14 protein-coding genes are annotated in these 16232 nt (G+C 71.6%); 8 read left to right on the forward strand and 6 right to left on the reverse strand.

Annotation, left to right across the window (positions count from 1 at the left end):
• Window positions 1-9: 9 nt before the first annotated feature.
• Together ACTOQ1_RS31375 and ACTOQ1_RS31380 are read right to left on the reverse strand one after the other, a co-directional pair.
• Window positions 10-1680: a serine/threonine-protein kinase gene (locus tag ACTOQ1_RS31375; RefSeq protein ID WP_440071664.1), complete on the reverse strand. Its 1671-nt coding sequence runs from the start codon at window positions 1678-1680 to the stop codon at window positions 10-12.
• A 251-nt stretch (window positions 1681-1931) separates the two neighbouring features.
• Window positions 1932-3104 (reverse strand): alpha/beta hydrolase, encoded by a 1173-nt coding sequence (locus ACTOQ1_RS31380; RefSeq protein ID WP_440071577.1) that lies wholly within the window; start codon window positions 3102-3104, stop codon window positions 1932-1934.
• Between the two features lie 376 nt (window positions 3105-3480).
• Here ACTOQ1_RS31380 and ACTOQ1_RS31385 point away from each other — a divergent pair, with 376 nt between their 5' ends.
• From ACTOQ1_RS31385 to ACTOQ1_RS31405, 5 genes are all read left to right on the forward strand, one after another.
• Window positions 3481-4167, forward strand: coding sequence for an ABC transporter permease (locus tag ACTOQ1_RS31385; protein ID WP_440071665.1), 687 nt, complete (start codon window positions 3481-3483; stop codon window positions 4165-4167).
• Window positions 4168-4251: 84 nt separating this feature from the next.
• Window positions 4252-5040 (forward strand): ABC transporter permease, encoded by a 789-nt coding sequence (locus ACTOQ1_RS31390; RefSeq protein ID WP_440071578.1) that lies wholly within the window; start codon window positions 4252-4254, stop codon window positions 5038-5040.
• Between the two features lie 3 nt (window positions 5041-5043).
• Window positions 5044-5793, forward strand: coding sequence for an ABC transporter ATP-binding protein (locus ACTOQ1_RS31395; RefSeq protein WP_440071579.1), 750 nt, complete (start codon window positions 5044-5046; stop codon window positions 5791-5793).
• 485 nt (window positions 5794-6278) lie between these two features.
• Window positions 6279-7109: a helix-turn-helix transcriptional regulator gene (locus ACTOQ1_RS31400; RefSeq protein ID WP_440071580.1), complete on the forward strand. Its 831-nt coding sequence runs from the start codon at window positions 6279-6281 to the stop codon at window positions 7107-7109.
• An 11-nt stretch (window positions 7110-7120) separates the two neighbouring features.
• Window positions 7121-8608 (forward strand): sensor histidine kinase, encoded by a 1488-nt coding sequence (locus ACTOQ1_RS31405; RefSeq protein WP_440071581.1) that lies wholly within the window; start codon window positions 7121-7123, stop codon window positions 8606-8608.
• A gap of 63 nt (window positions 8609-8671) precedes the next feature.
• On the opposite strand, the gene ACTOQ1_RS31410 is transcribed toward ACTOQ1_RS31405, so the two are convergent.
• A complete protein-coding gene (locus tag ACTOQ1_RS31410) occupies window positions 8672-9148 on the reverse strand; it encodes a hypothetical protein (protein ID WP_440071582.1) in 477 nt (158 codons plus the stop codon).
• Window positions 9149-9251: 103 nt separating this feature from the next.
• Here ACTOQ1_RS31410 and ACTOQ1_RS31415 point away from each other — a divergent pair, with 103 nt between their 5' ends.
• From ACTOQ1_RS31415 to ACTOQ1_RS31425, 3 genes are all read left to right on the forward strand, one after another.
• Window positions 9252-9803, forward strand: a complete 552-nt coding sequence (locus ACTOQ1_RS31415) for an MFS transporter (RefSeq protein WP_440071583.1) — start codon at window positions 9252-9254, stop codon at window positions 9801-9803.
• Window positions 9804-9844: 41 nt separating this feature from the next.
• Window positions 9845-10594, forward strand: coding sequence for a YcnI family copper-binding membrane protein (locus ACTOQ1_RS31420; RefSeq protein ID WP_440071584.1), 750 nt, complete (start codon window positions 9845-9847; stop codon window positions 10592-10594).
• A gap of 370 nt (window positions 10595-10964) precedes the next feature.
• Complete coding sequence (locus tag ACTOQ1_RS31425; RefSeq protein ID WP_440071585.1) at window positions 10965-12320, forward strand: ABC transporter substrate-binding protein; 1356 nt, start codon at window positions 10965-10967, stop codon at window positions 12318-12320.
• A gap of 299 nt (window positions 12321-12619) precedes the next feature.
• Here ACTOQ1_RS31425 and ACTOQ1_RS31430 read toward each other — a convergent pair whose 3' ends face one another.
• The 3 genes from ACTOQ1_RS31430 to ACTOQ1_RS31440 all read right to left on the reverse strand — a co-directional run bounded on the left by ACTOQ1_RS31430 (window position 12620) and on the right by ACTOQ1_RS31440 (window position 16201).
• A complete protein-coding gene (locus tag ACTOQ1_RS31430; protein WP_440071586.1) occupies window positions 12620-13465 on the reverse strand; it encodes an ABC transporter permease subunit in 846 nt (281 codons plus the stop codon).
• A gap of 196 nt (window positions 13466-13661) precedes the next feature.
• Window positions 13662-14720, reverse strand: a complete 1059-nt coding sequence (locus tag ACTOQ1_RS31435) for an ATP-binding cassette domain-containing protein (RefSeq protein WP_440071587.1) — start codon at window positions 14718-14720, stop codon at window positions 13662-13664.
• A gap of 287 nt (window positions 14721-15007) precedes the next feature.
• Complete coding sequence (locus tag ACTOQ1_RS31440; RefSeq protein ID WP_440071588.1) at window positions 15008-16201, reverse strand: LolA family protein; 1194 nt, start codon at window positions 16199-16201, stop codon at window positions 15008-15010.
• Window positions 16202-16232 lie beyond the last annotated feature (31 nt).

Raw genomic sequence — 16232 nt, forward strand, 5'->3', positions numbered from 1 at the left:
AAGGATGACTCAGCCCATCTGCATGGAGGGGCCGGGGGTGGGCTGCGGGGTGATGGTCGTCCCCGAGGGGGCGGGGGCGGTGGGCGTCGGGGACGGGCTCTCCCCGTCGCCGGTCTGCGGGATCTGGGTGAAGGAGGGCTTGGGATCGCTCGAGGCCGTCGGGCAGTCCCCGGCCCGGCCCTTGCCCCTGCCCTTGGCGGTCGTGTCCGCGCAGTCACGCGGGTCGTCGCCGTCGTCCGGCGAGCCGCCCGAGCCACGAGGTCCCCGGGGGCGCTCCGGCAACGGGTCCTCCCGGCCGTCGTGGCCGTCGTGGCCCGCGGTGGGCAGCGAGACGGTCCTGGTGGTGGTGATCTGGACGGTGGAGGGGGTGGTCGGCGCCGGCACCCGCGGCCGGCCGGTGGGCGGGCGGGTGCCGGCGCCGAAGACGGAGGCGGAGGGCGTGCCCTCGGCGGGAAGGACCAGCGGAACCGGCTCGGGAACGCCGGGATCGCCGACGGGGCCGGGCCCGCCGCCACCGGTCGCGGCGGCCACGGTGACCGCCGCCATGGAGACCGTGGCCAGCGCCGCGAAACCGGCCTGCGACAGGTGCGCCCCCTTACGCGGCCCGGCCCTGCGCGACCCCCTGCCGGGGATCCTCACCGGGACCGAGGGCTCGTCGTGGAGCGACGAGGAGGGCGACGAGGGCGACAGGGGCAGGGACGAGGAGTACGGCGAGGACGGTGAGGACGGTGAGGACGGTGAGGACGGTGAGGACACGGCCGCGAGCCGGACCCTCCCGGCTCCCGGGGCCCAGGGCACCGGCGTCCAGATCTCCGCCAGCACCTCGGCGACCGCCTCGCGCAGGTCCCACGGGTCGCCCACGCCGCCCGCGGCGAGCAGCGCGCCGAGCAGGTCGGCGGCCCTGGGCCGCTCGGCGGGGTTCTTGGCCAGGGAGGCCTCGACCGCCGGGCGCAGCAGCGCGGGCACCGAGGCCACCCTCGGCGGCTCGACCAGGATGCGCCGGGTCAGCACGTCCGCCTCCCCGGCGCCGAAGGGGTGGTGGCCGGAGGCCGCGTAGGCGATCAGGCAGCCCCAGGCGAAGACGTCGGAGGCGGGCAGCGCGAGCCCGCCGGTGAGCCGCTCGGGGGCGACCCAGCCGGGACTGCCCATGACCTGTCCCGCCTGCGTGTGCGCGGCGAGCACGTCGACGTCCCTGGCGATACCGAAGTCGATCACTCGGGGGCCGGTGTCCGACAGAAGCACGTTGCCGGGTTTGAGGTCGCGGTGGACCAGCCCCGCCTCGTGCACCGCCACCAGCGCCGCGGCCACCCCCAGGGCGACTCCGTACGCCAGGTCGGGGGTGAGGGGGCCGTGCGCGGAGACCACCTGGGACAACGCGGGGCCCGGGACGTACTCCGACACCAGGTAGGGACGGTCCTTGTCGGTGCCGTCCTCGATCACCGCGGCGGTGCAGAAAGGCACCACTCTCCGGGAGAATCGCACTTCTTCGGCGAAACGGGCGCGGAGCGTGGCATCGTTGAGATGCATCGGGTGCGGCGTCTTGAGCGCCACCGCCCCACCCTGCGGGTGTTCGGCCAGGTAGACGATGCCCATCCCACCCACTCCGAGGCGGCCGAGCAGAAGGTAGCGGCCGATGATGACCGGGTCCCCGACGGTCAGCGGCCGCACACCGGTCGGCATGCCGTTCACGGGACCTGCTCCCCCACGTGCCATCCTCGTTGAGCCTCTCGTGCGCGGGCTACGGCAAGCACACTGTGGCGGGATTCGAGCGTCCTTCGCTCCCGACCGGTCACAAGGGATATGAGAGGTAAGGCGAATGATCCCTCGGGGTAAGGAATCCGTGGTGTTCGGGATGCCCTTGGGACGGGGCGGAACCGTGTGACCAGCGGCAAGGGCGCGCGCCGGCTCTCGGGCGCACGTCCCGGAACGCCTCAGGCGGCGGTCGAGGCGGAGCGCGCGGACGGGTTCCGCGGAGCCGGGGCGGAGGCCTCCTCGGGGGAGGCAACCGGCTGGGCGAGACCGGGGACGGCGAGGCCCGGCAGGAGAAGGTCCGGCACGGGGAGATCCGACACAGAAAGGTCCGAGGCCGAGAGGTCGGGCACCTCCAGGGCGGCCGGAGCGCGGCTCCGCTTCGAGGTGGCGCGGCCGGGCATGAGCTCCTGGGTCGCGACGAGGAAGCGGGCGATGTGCGGGTACACCTCGCGGGCCTCGGGGACGACGTCGGCGAGGATGGCGAAGACGTGCGGCATGCGGGGCCACTCCTCGTACGTGACCGGCACCCCGGCGGCACGGGCCCGCTCGGCCACCCGGCGGCCCTCGTCGCGCAGGACCTCGGTGGAGCCCGTGACGATCATCAACGGGGGCAGGCCGGTGTAGTCGCCGAGGACCGGGGAGAGCAGAGGGTCCTGGGGGTCGAGCCCCGCCGTCCAGCGGCGGGCGAGCCAGTCGACACGGCCGGCCGGGATCATCGGGTCGAGCAGCCGGTTGACCCTGCGGGGCGCGCCGGTCAGGTCCGCCCACGGGGACAGGCACACCGCGGCGGCCGGCAGCGGCATGTCCTGGTCACGGAGCGCCAGAAGGGTGGCCAGGGTGAGGTGGCCCCCGGCGGAGTCCCCGCCGAAGACGACGTCGCCGGGGCCGTAGCCGAGCTCCAGGAGACATCGGTAGGCGGCGATCGCGTCCTCGAGGGCCTCGGCCGGCCGGTGGACGGGGCCCTGGCGGTAGTCGACCGCCAGCACCGGGCGCCGGGTCGCGGCCGACAGACGCCAGGTGATCGGCCGGTGGGTCGCCGGGGAGCAGGAGAAGTAGCCTCCGCCGTGGAAGTAGAGCAGGACCTTGCCCTCGTCGAGCTCCTCCCCCGCGCGGACCCACTCCCCCGGGCACGCCCCCGCCTCGTCGGGGGTCACGCGCACGTGGACGGGCAGACGGAACGGCACCCTGCCGGCCAGCGCGACGATGCGGGAGGCCGCGGCGAAGCCGACGTCGTTTCTCAGCAGCAGGTCGGAGATGGGCTTGAACGTGCCGCGCATGATCGCGTTGAGGGTCGCGGCCTGCCAGCTGAAGGGGTAGACCGGACTGACATCCATATCGATCTCGTCGCGCATGGGGGACCTCCACAAAAGGACATTCCCCTCAGAATGGGCTTTTATCGGCGATTGGACATATCGGAGAGATTACAACTAAGTATCACGCATGTATACATCACTCTCACGACACACTCGAACACCGAAAGTCATCATCCCTCCAAGCCCGGAAACAGACCACATCGACGACCGATCCCGCCGCACCCCGCCGCACCCCGCGCCGCCGAAAATCCATTGCCTCCCCCCAAAGCGCCAAGGAGGATAGGAGGGTTGTCCTGACACCCTCCAGGAGGCAGCCTTCCTGCTCTACGCGCGCATCGCCGGGTACGGCTTCCGCCGCCACTCCACCTACCGCGCCGCCGCCGTCGCCGGAGCATTCACCAACACCGTCTTCGGCATCCTCCGCGCCTACGTCCTGATCGCCCTCTGGCAGGCCCGCCCCGGCCTCGCCGGGTACGACCTCGCCGACGCCGTGACCTTCTGCTTCCTCAGCCAGGCCTTCATCGGCCCCATGCAGGTCTTCGGCGGCGGCCTGGAACTCTCCGAACGCGTACGCAACGGAGACGTGGCCCTCGACCTGCTCCGCCCCGCGTCCCTGCAGATGTGGAACCTCGCCGACGACCTCGGCCGGGCCTGCTACCTCCTCCTCGGCCGCAGCCTGCCACCCACGATCGCCGGCGCCGCCCTGTTCGGCCTCGTCGTACCGGACGACCCGCTGACCTGGCTGTCCTTCATGGCCGGCCTCACCCTCGGGGTGATCGTCAGCTTCGCCCTGCGCTACCTGGTCGCACTGTCCGCCTGCTGGATCATCGACGACCGGGGGGTGCACACGATCTCACTGGTGACGACCCTCTTCTTCAGTGGCATGGTCCTGCCCCTCAACCTCTTCCCCGGCTGGCTCGGCGCCCTCGCCGAAGCACTCCCCTGGTCGGCCATGGTCCAGGTCCCCGCCGACCTCTACCTCGGCAAGCGCGACGTCCTGGACGCCCTGGGATTCCAGGCCATGTGGGCGACGGCCCTGCTGGCCCTGGGAGCCCTGGCCACGAACGCGGCCCGCAGAAAGGTCGTGATCCAAGGTGGCTGACGACGACAACCGGAACCCCTGGGACCACCGGGACCACCGGGACCACAGACCCGCCGCACGGGAGACGGCCGCGGGAGGCACCCGATGGTGAGGACCTACCTCCTGCTGGCCTGGACCTGGCTGAGGGCCTCCGCACAGTACCCGGGACCGCTGATCATGATGACGCTGGGCTCGTTCGCGGTCAACGCGCTGGACGTGGCGGCGATCTGGGTGATCTTCGAGCACACCGGATCGCTCGGCGGCTTCACCTTGGCCGAGGTGATGTTCCTGTACGGCACCGCCGGCCTGTCCTTCGCACTGGCCGACATGCTCTTCGGCAACGTCGACCGGCTCAGCCAGCACATCAGGAGCGGCAGCTTCGACACCATGCTGATCCGCCCGGCGAGCGCGTTCACACAGATGGCCGTCGACCGCTTCGGGGTGCACCGCTTCGGCAGGCTGGCCCAGGCGGCCGTCGTGCTCACCGTCGCCCTGCCCCAGCTCGGCCTGAGCTGGGGCAGGGTCTGGATGATCCCGCTGATGGTCGCGTGCGGGCTCGTCATCTTCACCTCGGTCTTCGCCCTCGGCGGGGCCGTGCAGTTCCTGCTGACCGACGCGCCCGAGGTGGCCAACGCCTTCACCTACGGAGGCGGCACCCTCACCCAGTACCCCCTGAGCGTCTACGGCTCCGAACTCGTCAAGGGCGTCACCTTCGTCGTGCCGCTGGCGTTCGTGAACTGGCAGCCCGCGCTGTTCGTGCTCGACCGCGACGACCCCCTCGGCCTGCCGTACTGGCTCCGCTTCGCCTCGCCCCTGGCGGCCGTCCTGCTGGCCGCCGTCGCCGCCCTCGCCTGGCGGGCGGGCATCCGCCGCTACCGCTCGACGGGAAGTTGACACATGATCGAACTCGACCGGGTCGGCCGCTCTTTCACCGTGGGCCGCCGCAGGGCCAAAAAGACCGTGCACGCCGTACGGGATCTGTCGTTCACCGTGGAGGCCGGGGAGTTCGTCGGCTACCTCGGCCCCAACGGCGCGGGCAAGTCCACCACCATCAAGATGCTCACCGGCATCCTGGCGCCGACCTCGGGCAGCATCCGGGTGGCCGGGCTCGATCCGACCCGCCGCCGCGTGGCCCTGGCGCGCAGGATCGGGGTGGTGTTCGGCCAGCGGACGACCCTGTGGTGGGATCTTCCGCTGCGGGACAGTTTTGAGCTGATCCGACACCTTTACAAAGTAGATCAGCCGATTTTCCGGCGGAGGCTGGCCGAGCTGACCGAGATCCTCGGCCTCGCCGACTTCATGACCACCCCGGTCCGCCAGCTCAGCCTCGGCCAGCGCATGCGCGGTGACATCACCGCCGCCCTCCTGCACGACCCCGCCGTGCTGGTGCTCGACGAGCCCACGATCGGCCTGGACGTGGTGAGCAAGGCCGCCATGCGCGACTTCCTGCGGCACCTCAACGCCGACCGGGGCACCACCGTCCTGCTCACCACCCACGACATGGGCGACATCGAGAAGCTCTGCCACCGCGTGATGCTGATCGACCACGGCAGCCTGGCCTTCGACGGCACCCTCGACGACCTGCGCGCCACCGCCCCCGAGGGGGACTCCATCGAGGAGGTGGTCGCCCGCCTCTACTCCGGCTGACCGCCGGACGTCGGGGGCGGCACCCCGGGGCGCATCGCCGCGAGCGGCCGGGGCCGGGGCCGGAGGGAGGAAACGACCTTTTACGCCACCCCCGCCAGAAGGTCAAGATGTCCCCCAGGAATCTCCAGCGAAGCAAGAGTGATGCTAATCACATTTCCATGCTCCCGCCGGTGCGGGGTCATCCTTCACTCGCGCTTGGACCCCTCTTGACCCCCCAGACCCCCTCCATACGAAAACCAGCTTTCCAATGACCGTTTTCCCCCGCCCTTTACCACTGGAATCCCCCACGCGTAGCCGAAAATGGCATCGGAGCGACAAAGGTAGAACGCGATCGCACAAGGTTCGACGATCATCGGCCCGGAGGGGAAAACGATCGGAAAGAAACCTTAGAAAAGGCTCCCAGCAGGGCGTTCGTCAAGGCTGGGGAACGTTCATGGGAGTAATACTGCCACCTTGTCAAATGCGTTCTGACATACCGTAACGCTATGGACAGCGACAATCTCCTGGGTGAGTTCCTGCGCGCTCGGCGTGAACTCACCACCCCCGAACAGGTGGGGCTCCTGCCTGCCGGTTCCCGGCGGACACCGGGGCTGCGCCGGGAAGAGGTGGCGATGCTGGCCGGAGTCAGCACCGACTACTACATCCGCTTGGAGCAGGGACGGGAACGCCACCCGTCCGAGCGAGTGCTCGGCGCTCTCATGCAGGTCCTCAATCTCACCCCCGACGCCGCGGCTCACATGCACCAGCTGGCGCACCCCGTGCCGCGGCGGTCCAGAACCCCCGACCAGCCGGCCCGGGTCAAACCGGCACTGGTACGGCTGATACGGAGCTGGCCCTACACCCCGGCGATAGTGACCGGCCGCTGGATGGACGTGCTGGCCTCGAACCAGATGGCCGACGCACTCTACGACGGGCTGGACCACCGGGACAACCTGCTCCGGCTGATCTTCCTGAACCCCGACTCCCGCCGGTTCTACCGCGACTGGGAGGAGTCCGCCCGCTCCAAGGTGGCCCAGCTGCGTGCCATCGCGGGCGCGGACCTCGACGATCCCTGCCTGACCGAGCTGGTCGGCGAGCTCTCGCTCAAGAGCACGGACTTTCGCCGGATGTGGGCGCGCCACGAGGTGTCCGGCGAGAACGTCGCGACCAAACGCTTCCGCCATCATGACGTCGGCGACCTGACGCTCACGTACGAGGTGTTCAACATCAACGGCTCTCCCGGCCAGAAACTGATCGTCTTCCAGGCCGAACCCGGAAGCCCTTCCGCGCACGCTCTGGACCTGCTGAGCAGCCTCGCGGCGCTGACGTCACCATGAGGGGGCCGCGCATGCGCTCGATCCAGGCGCGCTACACCATCATCACGACGATGCTGTTGCTGGTCATCCTCGCCCTGGTGGGAACGAGCATCGACATGGCGATCCGCTACCGGATCCAGGAGGACGGCTTCGGCAACGCCGAGCGGGTCGCCAGCCAGTGGAGCGCGCTGGTGCGGATCGGCAACATCCCCGACCCGATCCCCGCCACCGCCCCGGTCGACCTCGTCCAGCTGGTGAACGCCCACGGCGTGGTCATCAACTCCAGCAGGCAGGCCACGGACCTGCCGCCGATCAGCACGAGCCGCCCCCCCGCCGACGACCGGTTCCAGCAGCTGACCGAGGGATCCGTCATGGTCATGGCCATCCGGGTCTCTCCGGCGGCCGACTCCCCGGTGGTCTACGCGGGCCTCGAGGAGCCCGCCATCCTGCACGAGCACCACCTGGAGTACTTCATCGCCGCGGGCGTTCTCGTCCTCCTGGCCCTCGCGGCCTGGATGACCTGGTGCGTCGTGGGGCGGACGCTACGCCCGGTGGCGGCGATCCGCGCGCGGATGTCCGAGATCACGGTGAGCGACCTGAGCCTGCGGGTGCCCATCCCCTCGGGCGAGGACGAGATCGCGCTGCTCGCCCGCACCGCCAACCAGACCCTGGCCCGCCTGGAGGAGGCCGTGGAGCAGCAGCGCCGTTTCGCCTCCACCGCCTCCCACGAACTCAGGACCCCGATCGCGGGCCTGCGCGTGCAGTTGGAGGAGGCCCTGCTCTACCCCGACGACGTCGATCCGCGCGACACCATCCGGAGAGCGCTGACGGCCAGCGGCCGGCTCGAGGCGATCGTCAACGACCTGCTGCAACTGGCCCGGCTGCGCGCCGCCGACCCTGCGCCGAAGGAGCTGATCGATCTCGGCGCCCTCGTGACGGAGGAGGCGGCCCAGGGCACCGGGATGCCCGTACGGGTCCAGGTGACCGCCCGCGTGACGGTCCGGGGCTCCCGGATCCAGCTGATCCGGGTGGTGAACAACCTGCTGAGCAACGCGCGGCGGCACGCCGACAGCCGCGTCGAGGTCTCCGTCGGCTTCGCGGACGGCAAGGCCGTCGTGGCCGTGGTCGACGACGGCGCCGGCATCGCGCCGGCCGACCGCGAGCGCGTCTTCGAACGCTTCACCCGCCTGGACGACGGACGTCTGCGCGACTCCGGCGGCAGCGGGCTCGGCCTCGCCATCTCCCGCGACATCGCCCACGCCCACCAGGGAACCCTGCTGATCGAGGACTCGCCGCGAGGTGCCCGGTTCGTCCTCCGGCTCCCGCTGGAGGACGCGCAGCCGCTCGGGACCGGCCCGGAGGGCCGGCACGCCGGCGTGGGGAAGGCCGCCCTCCCCCCCGGAAGGGCGGGCGGCGAGGAGCCCGCCCGCGAGGAGAAGCCCTCCCGTGATGAGGGGGACCGCGAGGAGGGCACCGGCGCGGAGGGCTCGGTCAGCTCGGCCGGTCCCCGCCGGCGGTGACCGCGGGGACGGCGCGGGCCCGGCGGACGCGCGGTGGCGGGTACGGCCCCGGCGATCCAGGGCTCAGCGGTAACCCTGGGCGTCGGACTCCTCGTACTCCTCCTCGTCGTCCCGGAACCGCGGCGCCCAGCGGGAGGGCATCAGCACCGGCAGGAACAGCAGGATGCCGAGGAGCGCGTAGACGCCGGTGGTCAGCAGCAGGCCCATGCCACGACCGGCCTGCAGGAGCACCTCGTGGAAGGTCGGATCGTCGGGGACCAGGCCCATGGCTCGCCTGACGTCCAGGGCGTAGACCACGGTCCAGGCGAGCAGGACCATCGACGGGACGAAGGTCGCCAGCGGGGAGACGCGACCGGCGACCACCAGGCCGACCAGGAGACCGATCCCGGCCATCACCCCGAGGGCGATCCAGGTCTTCGAACCGCTCTCCGCGGGGAGGGGCACCAGACTCGCCCCCGCCTCCTGCACGGCCCAGCCCGCGCCGAAGAGAAGCACGGCCGCCACGGCCAGCCCGACAAGCACCCCAACGACGTGCCGCATCGCCACCACCTCGGCTCGAAGGACCGGTCACGGTCGCGGCAACCATAGCGACAAAAACTCCAGAACGGCAGACATCCCAGGGCGTGAGAACATATGGGTCACCATGCGCGCCCGCCTCCCGTTACGCCTCATGCGCGCGGCCGCCTTCTCGGCCGTCTGCCTGGCACTCGCCGTCCTCGGCCACGTGGCCGCGGGCGGTTCCTGGCCGCGGCCGGGAGTGGTGGCCGCGGCGGGAGCGGCGGTCATGGCGACGGCCGCGCTGCTCGCCGGGCGCGAGCGGTCGATGGTGACGATCAGCGCCGGGCTCGCCACCCTGCAGCTGTCGCTGCACGAGCTGTTCGCGCTCGGTGGCGTCGAGGGGATCCCGCCCCCGCATCCGCACGTCAGGGGGCTGGGCGAGAGCCTCGGCATGCTCGTCGCGCACCTCACCGCGACCTTGATCACCGGATGGTGGCTGGCCCGCGGCGAGAGCGCCCTGTGGGTGCTGCTCCGCTCGGCCGGTCGCCGCCTCGGCGCCATGTTCCCGCTGCTGCGGCCCCCCGCCGCCCTCGCCCGCCCGCCGGGTCCCGCGTACGTCCCGGCCGCGCCCGTTCCCTCGCGTGCCGTCCTCCGTCACTCCGTCAGCCGGCGCGGTCCTCCGCTTCCCGCCGCCTGACCCGACCCCGGAAAACCCGAAAACCCCAAGTGGAGAACCCCGTGTCGCTCACGCACGCCTGCCGCCGCCTGGCCGCCGTCACCGCCGGTGCCGCCGCCCTCACCCTCGGTCTCGCCCTTCCCGCCCTCGCGCACGTCACCATCAATCCCGGCAGCGCCCAGCAGGGCGGATTCACCAAGGTCGCCTTCCGGGTCCCGAACGAGCGCGACGACGCCTCGACGACCAAGCTGGAGGTGACCTTCCCCACCGACCACCCGCTGGCCTTCGTCTCGGTCAAGCCGGTGCCGGGCTGGGACGTCAAGGTGGTCGAGGGCAAGCTGCCCAAGCCGATCACCACCGAGTACGGCGAGCTCACCGAGGCGGTCACGAAGGTCACCTGGTCGGGCGGGAAGATCGATCCCGGCCAGTTCCAGGAGTTCGAGGTGTCCATGGGCGCGCTGCCCACCGACACCGACCAGCTCGTCTTCCCCGCCACCCAGACCTACAGCGGCGGCGAGGTCGTCACGTGGGCGGACGAGCCCAAGGCCGACGGCTCCGAGCCCGAGCGCCCGGCCCCGACGTTGAAGCTGACCCCCGCCCCCGCCGGGGGAGACGGCCACGGCGCCTCCGCCACCCCCTCGGCCGCCCCCTCGGCCACGGCCCCGGCGGTGTCGGCGCCGTCGGTGGCCCCCGTCGCCGCCTCGGAGAGCTCGGACGGCACCGCCCGCCTGCTCGGCGGGGCCGGGCTGGTGCTCGGGCTCGCCGGGCTCGTGGTCGCGGCGTTCGGCCTGCGCCGGGGCCGCGCCTCCTGATCGCCTCCTGATCGCCTCCCGACCGGCTTCCGGTCTCCTTCAGGGCGCGGGGCGGCCCCGGGAAACCTCCTTTCCCGGGGCCGTTCCGCGTTTTCCTTCACCGGCCGCGGCCGCCCGCCTCTCGGGAGGGCGCCGCGGCACGCGCCTCCCGGTCCTTCACGGCTGGCGCCGGCCCGTCACCGTGCCGTAAAACGAGGCGGCGGGCCGCGCGTTCCGGAAATGTTTGCAGCTCAGGGCAGCGTTCTACCGTTATGTCCGTCACATCGCTTCCCTTACGCCGGCCCATCGTCTCCCCCTCCCGCGGCACGGTCCGTTCCGTCGGCCGAAGCCGCAGGGCAACGTTCTCCCGCCCCTCATGGAGGTCCTCGTCATGCGGCACAGCACGCGCGCCACAGCGCTCGCCGCGCTCTCCATCGTCCTGCTCGCCCTGGCGGCCTGCGGCGTGCCGCCCCGCCACCCCTCGCAGTCTCCGCCACCCGAGATCAGATCCGCCGACATCGAGAGGGCCCTGCGGACCGAGACCACGCTGACGTTCTGGTCGTGGGTGCCCAACCTTCAGAAGACGGTGGCGCTGTTCGAACGGAAATACCCCAAAATCAAGATCAATCTGATCAACGCCGGCCGATCCAGGGGTCAGTACGCCAGGCTCCGGGCGGCGCTGAAGACCGGCACCGGCATTCCCGACGTGGCGCAGATCGAGTACTTCGCGCTGCCCCGCTTCGCGTTCTCCGGAGTCGTGACCGACCTCAACCCTTACGGCGCCGAAAAGCTGGTGAAGGAGTTCAGTCCCTCGGCCTGGGACCAGGTGGACCTCAACGGCAGCGTCTACGCGATCCCCCAGGACACCGGCCCGATGACCATGATCTACCGAAAGGACGTCTTCGACCGGATCGGACTGACGCCGCCGAAAACCTGGGGAGAGTTCGTGACGGTCGCCGAGAAGATCAGGAAGAGGGACCCCCGCGTCTTCGTCACCAGCGTCGACCCGACCGACTCCGGCATCACCGACAGCCTGATCTGGCAGGCGGGCGGGCGGCCGTTCGGCATCGAGAACGCCACGACCCTCCGGATCGACCTGCAGGACAGGGGGAGCAGGCGGTGGGCGAGACTGTGGACCAGACTGACGCGGGAGAAGCTCGTCGAACCTGCCGTGACCTGGAGCGACGCGTGGTGGAAGAGCATGGCGAGCGGCAGGTACGCGCTGTGGATAACGGGCGCCTGGGCACCCGGCGTCATCGAGGGCGCGATCCCGCGGACCAAAGGCCGGTGGCGCGCCGCGCCCATCCCGCGCTGGGACGCCGGGAAACCGGTCAACGCGGAGAACGGCGGCTCCGGCGTGTCCGTGCTCTCGACGAGCAAGCACCGGCTCGCCGCCTTCGGGTTCGCCCGGTGGCTGAACTCCGATCCCGAGGCGGTCAGGTCGCTGAACACCGTCTCCGGGGTGTTCCCCGCGACGACCGGCCTGCTGAGGAGCAAGGAGTTCCTCGACGTCGAGATCCCGATCCTGGGAGGTCAGCGGGCGAACAGGATGTTCAGCAAGGGCTCCACGCAGGTGGCGAAGGGCTGGCAGTACCTGCCGTTCCAGCTCTACGCCAACGGCCTCTTCGGTGACAGCGTGGGACGGTCGCTCTCGAACGCCACCGACCTCGACATCGGGCTGAGGGCCTGGCAGCTGCAGCTCAGCGCCTATGCGCGGCGGCAGGGCTTCAAGGTCTCCGCCGGCTAATGAGTCCTCTCATCGCCTCTTTCCTGTTCGGAGACAGCTTTCCTGTTCGGAGACAGCGCGAGAAGCAGGGGCGGCGGCCCGGAACCCCTGCGTCGCGCGGTTCCGGACAGCCGGGGCGCGGAAAGCCGAGGCACGGAAAGCCGGCCGTCCGGCTCCCTGGACGCCCGGCACTCCCGCCGCATGACTCGGCGCGACCCCCGCACGACCTCCGGACGCCCGCACCTCACGGGACGCGGGGGCCGGCGAAGGGCGGGGGCCGGGACGAGGCCGGGACAGGACGGGGAAGACGTGCGGTGGGGTCAGGCGGTGATGTCCTTGCCGGTGAAGCGCGCCCAGGCGACGGAGCCGAAGACGACGACATAGGCGGCGAAGACCAGCAGCCCCTGCCCCATCTCGCCGGTCGCCACCGGATCCCGCAGGACCCCGTCGAAGCCGTTCCACCAGTCGGTGAGCAGGTACGGCCGGATCACCGACAGCTGCGGGATGACTCCCAGCACCTGGGCCACGATGACGACGACCACGGTCGAGGCGATGGCCCCGACGGACACCTCGGTCAGGGTCGACAGGGCCAGCGCGATGGCGGCCAGCGCGGCCATGCCCGCGGTGACGTACAGCACGACGACGCCGATTCGCAGCACGCCGTCGAGGAAGGGGATCGTCCCTCCCGACAGCAGCGTGATCGGACCGGCGGGGAACAGCAGCAGGCCGGTGAGCAGCGCGGACAGCGCCACGGCGGTGACGGCGGCCAGGCAGAAGAAGATCACGCCGACGTACTTGACGGCCAGCAGGCGGCTCCGGCCGGCCGGGGCCGCGAGCAGGTAGCGCAACGTGCCGATGCCCGCCTCTCCGGCGATCGAGTCTCCGGCGACGACGGCGACGGTGACCGGCAGCAGCAACTGCACCAGGACCGAGAGCGCGGCGAAGGTGAGGAACAACCCGTTGCCGGTGACCTGCTCGAAGATCGCCGACCCCCCACCGGGCCCACCGGGCCCGTCGCCCATGGATCCGCTGAAGGTCAGCAGCGTGATCCCGATCAGCGCCGGGATCACGGCGAGCACCGCGAGCATGGCGAGGTTCCTCGGCCGCCGGAAGATCAGGCCGACCTCCGAGCCGAGCAGCCGCAGCCACGCCCGGGGGGCGCCCACCGCCCGCCCGGAGGGGGCCGGGCCCCCGGAGACGTGCCCGCCGCCCGCGAGGCCCGTTTCCGGCGCAAGGCCCGTTTCCGGCGCAAGGCCCGTTTCCGACGTAGGGGCCGTTTCCGGCGCGAGGCCCGCACCCGTGGCGGGCTCCCCGCCGGGAGTGGCGCGTGTGGCGTTCTCGGTGGACACGGCTTCCTTCCCGCTAACCGTCGACATCGAATCCCTCCCCGGTCAGGCCCACGAACATGTCCTCAAGGCTGGGCCGCTGGACGGCCAGGCCGCGGACGGCGACGCCGCCCGCGACCAGGGCGGCGCACACCCGCTCCGGCACGTCGGCGCCCAGCGCGGCGCTGACGTCGCCGTCACCGAGACGGATCTCCGGCAGACCGAGCCCGGCCAGCACGGCCGCCGCCTCGACGGTGTCGGGGGTCTCCACCCGGATCCTGACCGTCTCCCCCGCGCGCAACTCGGCGATGGATCCCTGGGCGACGAGCCGCCCGGTCCGCATGACGGCGATGTGGGAGCACATCTGCTCCACCTCGGCCAGCAGGTGGGAGGAGACGAACACCGTCGTCCCCTCGGCGGCGATCTCCTTGACCAGACCGCGCACCTCGCGGGTGCCCTGCGGGTCCAGGCCGTTCGTCGGCTCGTCGAGGATCAGCAGTTCCCTCGGGCCGAGCAGCGCGGCGGCGATGGCCAGCCGCTGGCGCATGCCGAGCGAGTAGGCCCGGTAGCGCTTGCGGGCCGCGGCGGCCAGGCCCACCCGCTCCAGCGCGTACCCGATCCTGGCCGTGACGGTGCGCGGGTCGGCCGAGGGGTCGGCGGCGTCGTAGCGGCGCAGGTTGGCCTCGCCCGACAGGTAGGGGTAGAAGGCCGGCCCCTCGACCAGGGCACCCACCCTGGGCAGCACGCCGCCCGCCCCGCCGGGCATCGGCGTGCCGAGCAGTCGCCAGTCCCCCGCCGTCGGGGTCACCAGGCCGAGCAGCATGCGGATCGTGGTGGTCTTGCCCGAGCCGTTGGGACCGAGGAAGCCGAACACCGACCCGCCGGGGACGGCCAGGTCGAGGGCGTCCACGGCCACCTGGCCACCCCCGAAGCGCTTGGTCAGCCCGCTGGTGACGATGGCGAACTCCCCGCCGGAGGGGCTCGGGGCCGGTCTCTCGCCGGCCAGCACGGCGCTCCCGCCCGCCGGGTCCTCCCGGACCTCGCCGGCCGGGTTCTCCCCGCTCCCGCTGTTCCTCACGTTCTGGACGATCGGCACTTCTTCTCCACTGCTCGTCGGTTCCGGGGCGGCCGCGCGGTCGTCCCGGTCAGGGCTCGCGCCCTGGACGTTCACGAGCGCCCCCGAGCGCCCATGAAGCGGCTGATACGTCGTATGCGCTGGATTTCCGAAACGTCGTACGTGGCCCGGACGGCGTCCCCGATTCACGCCACCGGACCCTGGCCGTGGACCCTGGCCGTGGACCCTGGCCGTGGACCCTGGCCGTGGACCCTGGCCGGGAGCCCGACGCCCCCGCACGGGGCGGCGTCGGGCTCCCGGCGCCGGGCTCACTTCTGACCGGCCGCCTCGGACAGCTTCTCCGGGGTGACGGCGCCGACCAGCAGGCGGCCGTCGTCGGTCAGCAGCGCGGAGACCAGCTTGGTCTGGATGACCTTGCCACTGCCCCACGTGCCGCTGATCGGCTTGGCCGACTTCAGCAGGGTGTCGGTGATCGCGGCGGCGTCCTGTCCCGCGCCCTGCCCCGCGGGGCCCTCGCCCTGGGGCGCCGAGGCCAGTTTCGCCATCTCTGAGGCGGGGATCACCGCGACCGTGGTCCAGCCCTTACCGACGGTCCTGGCCTTCTCCCTGATCTCCTCGCCCTGCCTGAGCTTCTCGCCCTGCCGCGCGCCGCGCTCCTCTGCGAGTTCGCCGATCGACGCCTCCTCGACCTTGGCCCCCGCGGGCGGGGTGAAGGTGAAGTTCTCCGCGGCGGGCGGGGTGAAGGTGACCGAGGTGAAGCCGACCTCGAAGGCGGGCTCGGCCGCGCTCCTGGCGTACACCTGGATCCGCAGCGGGACGAAGGTCTCCCCGTCCAGCGCCAGCTTGACCTCCTTGACCAGGGACGAGGTGTCCTTGGGCGCGAGGACGAGCTGGTAGGCCGCGCGGTCGGCGACCTTCTCGGTGTTGGTCACGCTGACCACGGTGTCGGCGCCGATCCGCCCCAGCAGCTCCTGGGCGAGCTGCTGCGGTGTGGTCGCCGTGGGCAGCGCCTTGTGCGCGTCGGCGGCACCCGGCCTCCCTTCTTTGAGGCCCTCGGCGCCTCCCGCCTTGACGCGGGTGGCCTTGTTGGCGTCGCTCTGCCACAGCCATACCTGGTCGCCGTTGGCGATCAGGTCGGTCTCGCTCATCCGTCCGGGGAGGGCGAAGCGGAACTTGTCCTCCCCGCCGTACCAGACCTTGAGCTCGTGCGAGCCCGCCAGCAGGGCGGCGGGCGAGGATCCCCCCATGCCCGGCACGCCGGGCAGCGCGGGCAGCCCGAGCGAGGCGGTCTGCATGACGGTGCCCGACATGGGCTTCAGCCCGCTCCGGCTCGCCTGGGCCGCGCTCGCCAGCAGTTGCTCCGCGGTGCGCTCGGGCAGCGTGGGATCCCCCTGGACGGCGGCGATGACCGGTCCGGCTCCGATGGCTCCGGCGACCAGCGCGATCGCGGCGGCCGGCACGGCCCACCTCACCGCGCGGCCCCGTCTCGCTTGCTCAGACATCTCATTCCTCCACGGTATGCCGTCAATCCCT

This window comes from Streptosporangium sp. OZ121 (genome assembly GCF_051918885.1).
Classification (GTDB): domain Bacteria; phylum Actinomycetota; class Actinomycetes; order Streptosporangiales; family Streptosporangiaceae; genus Streptosporangium.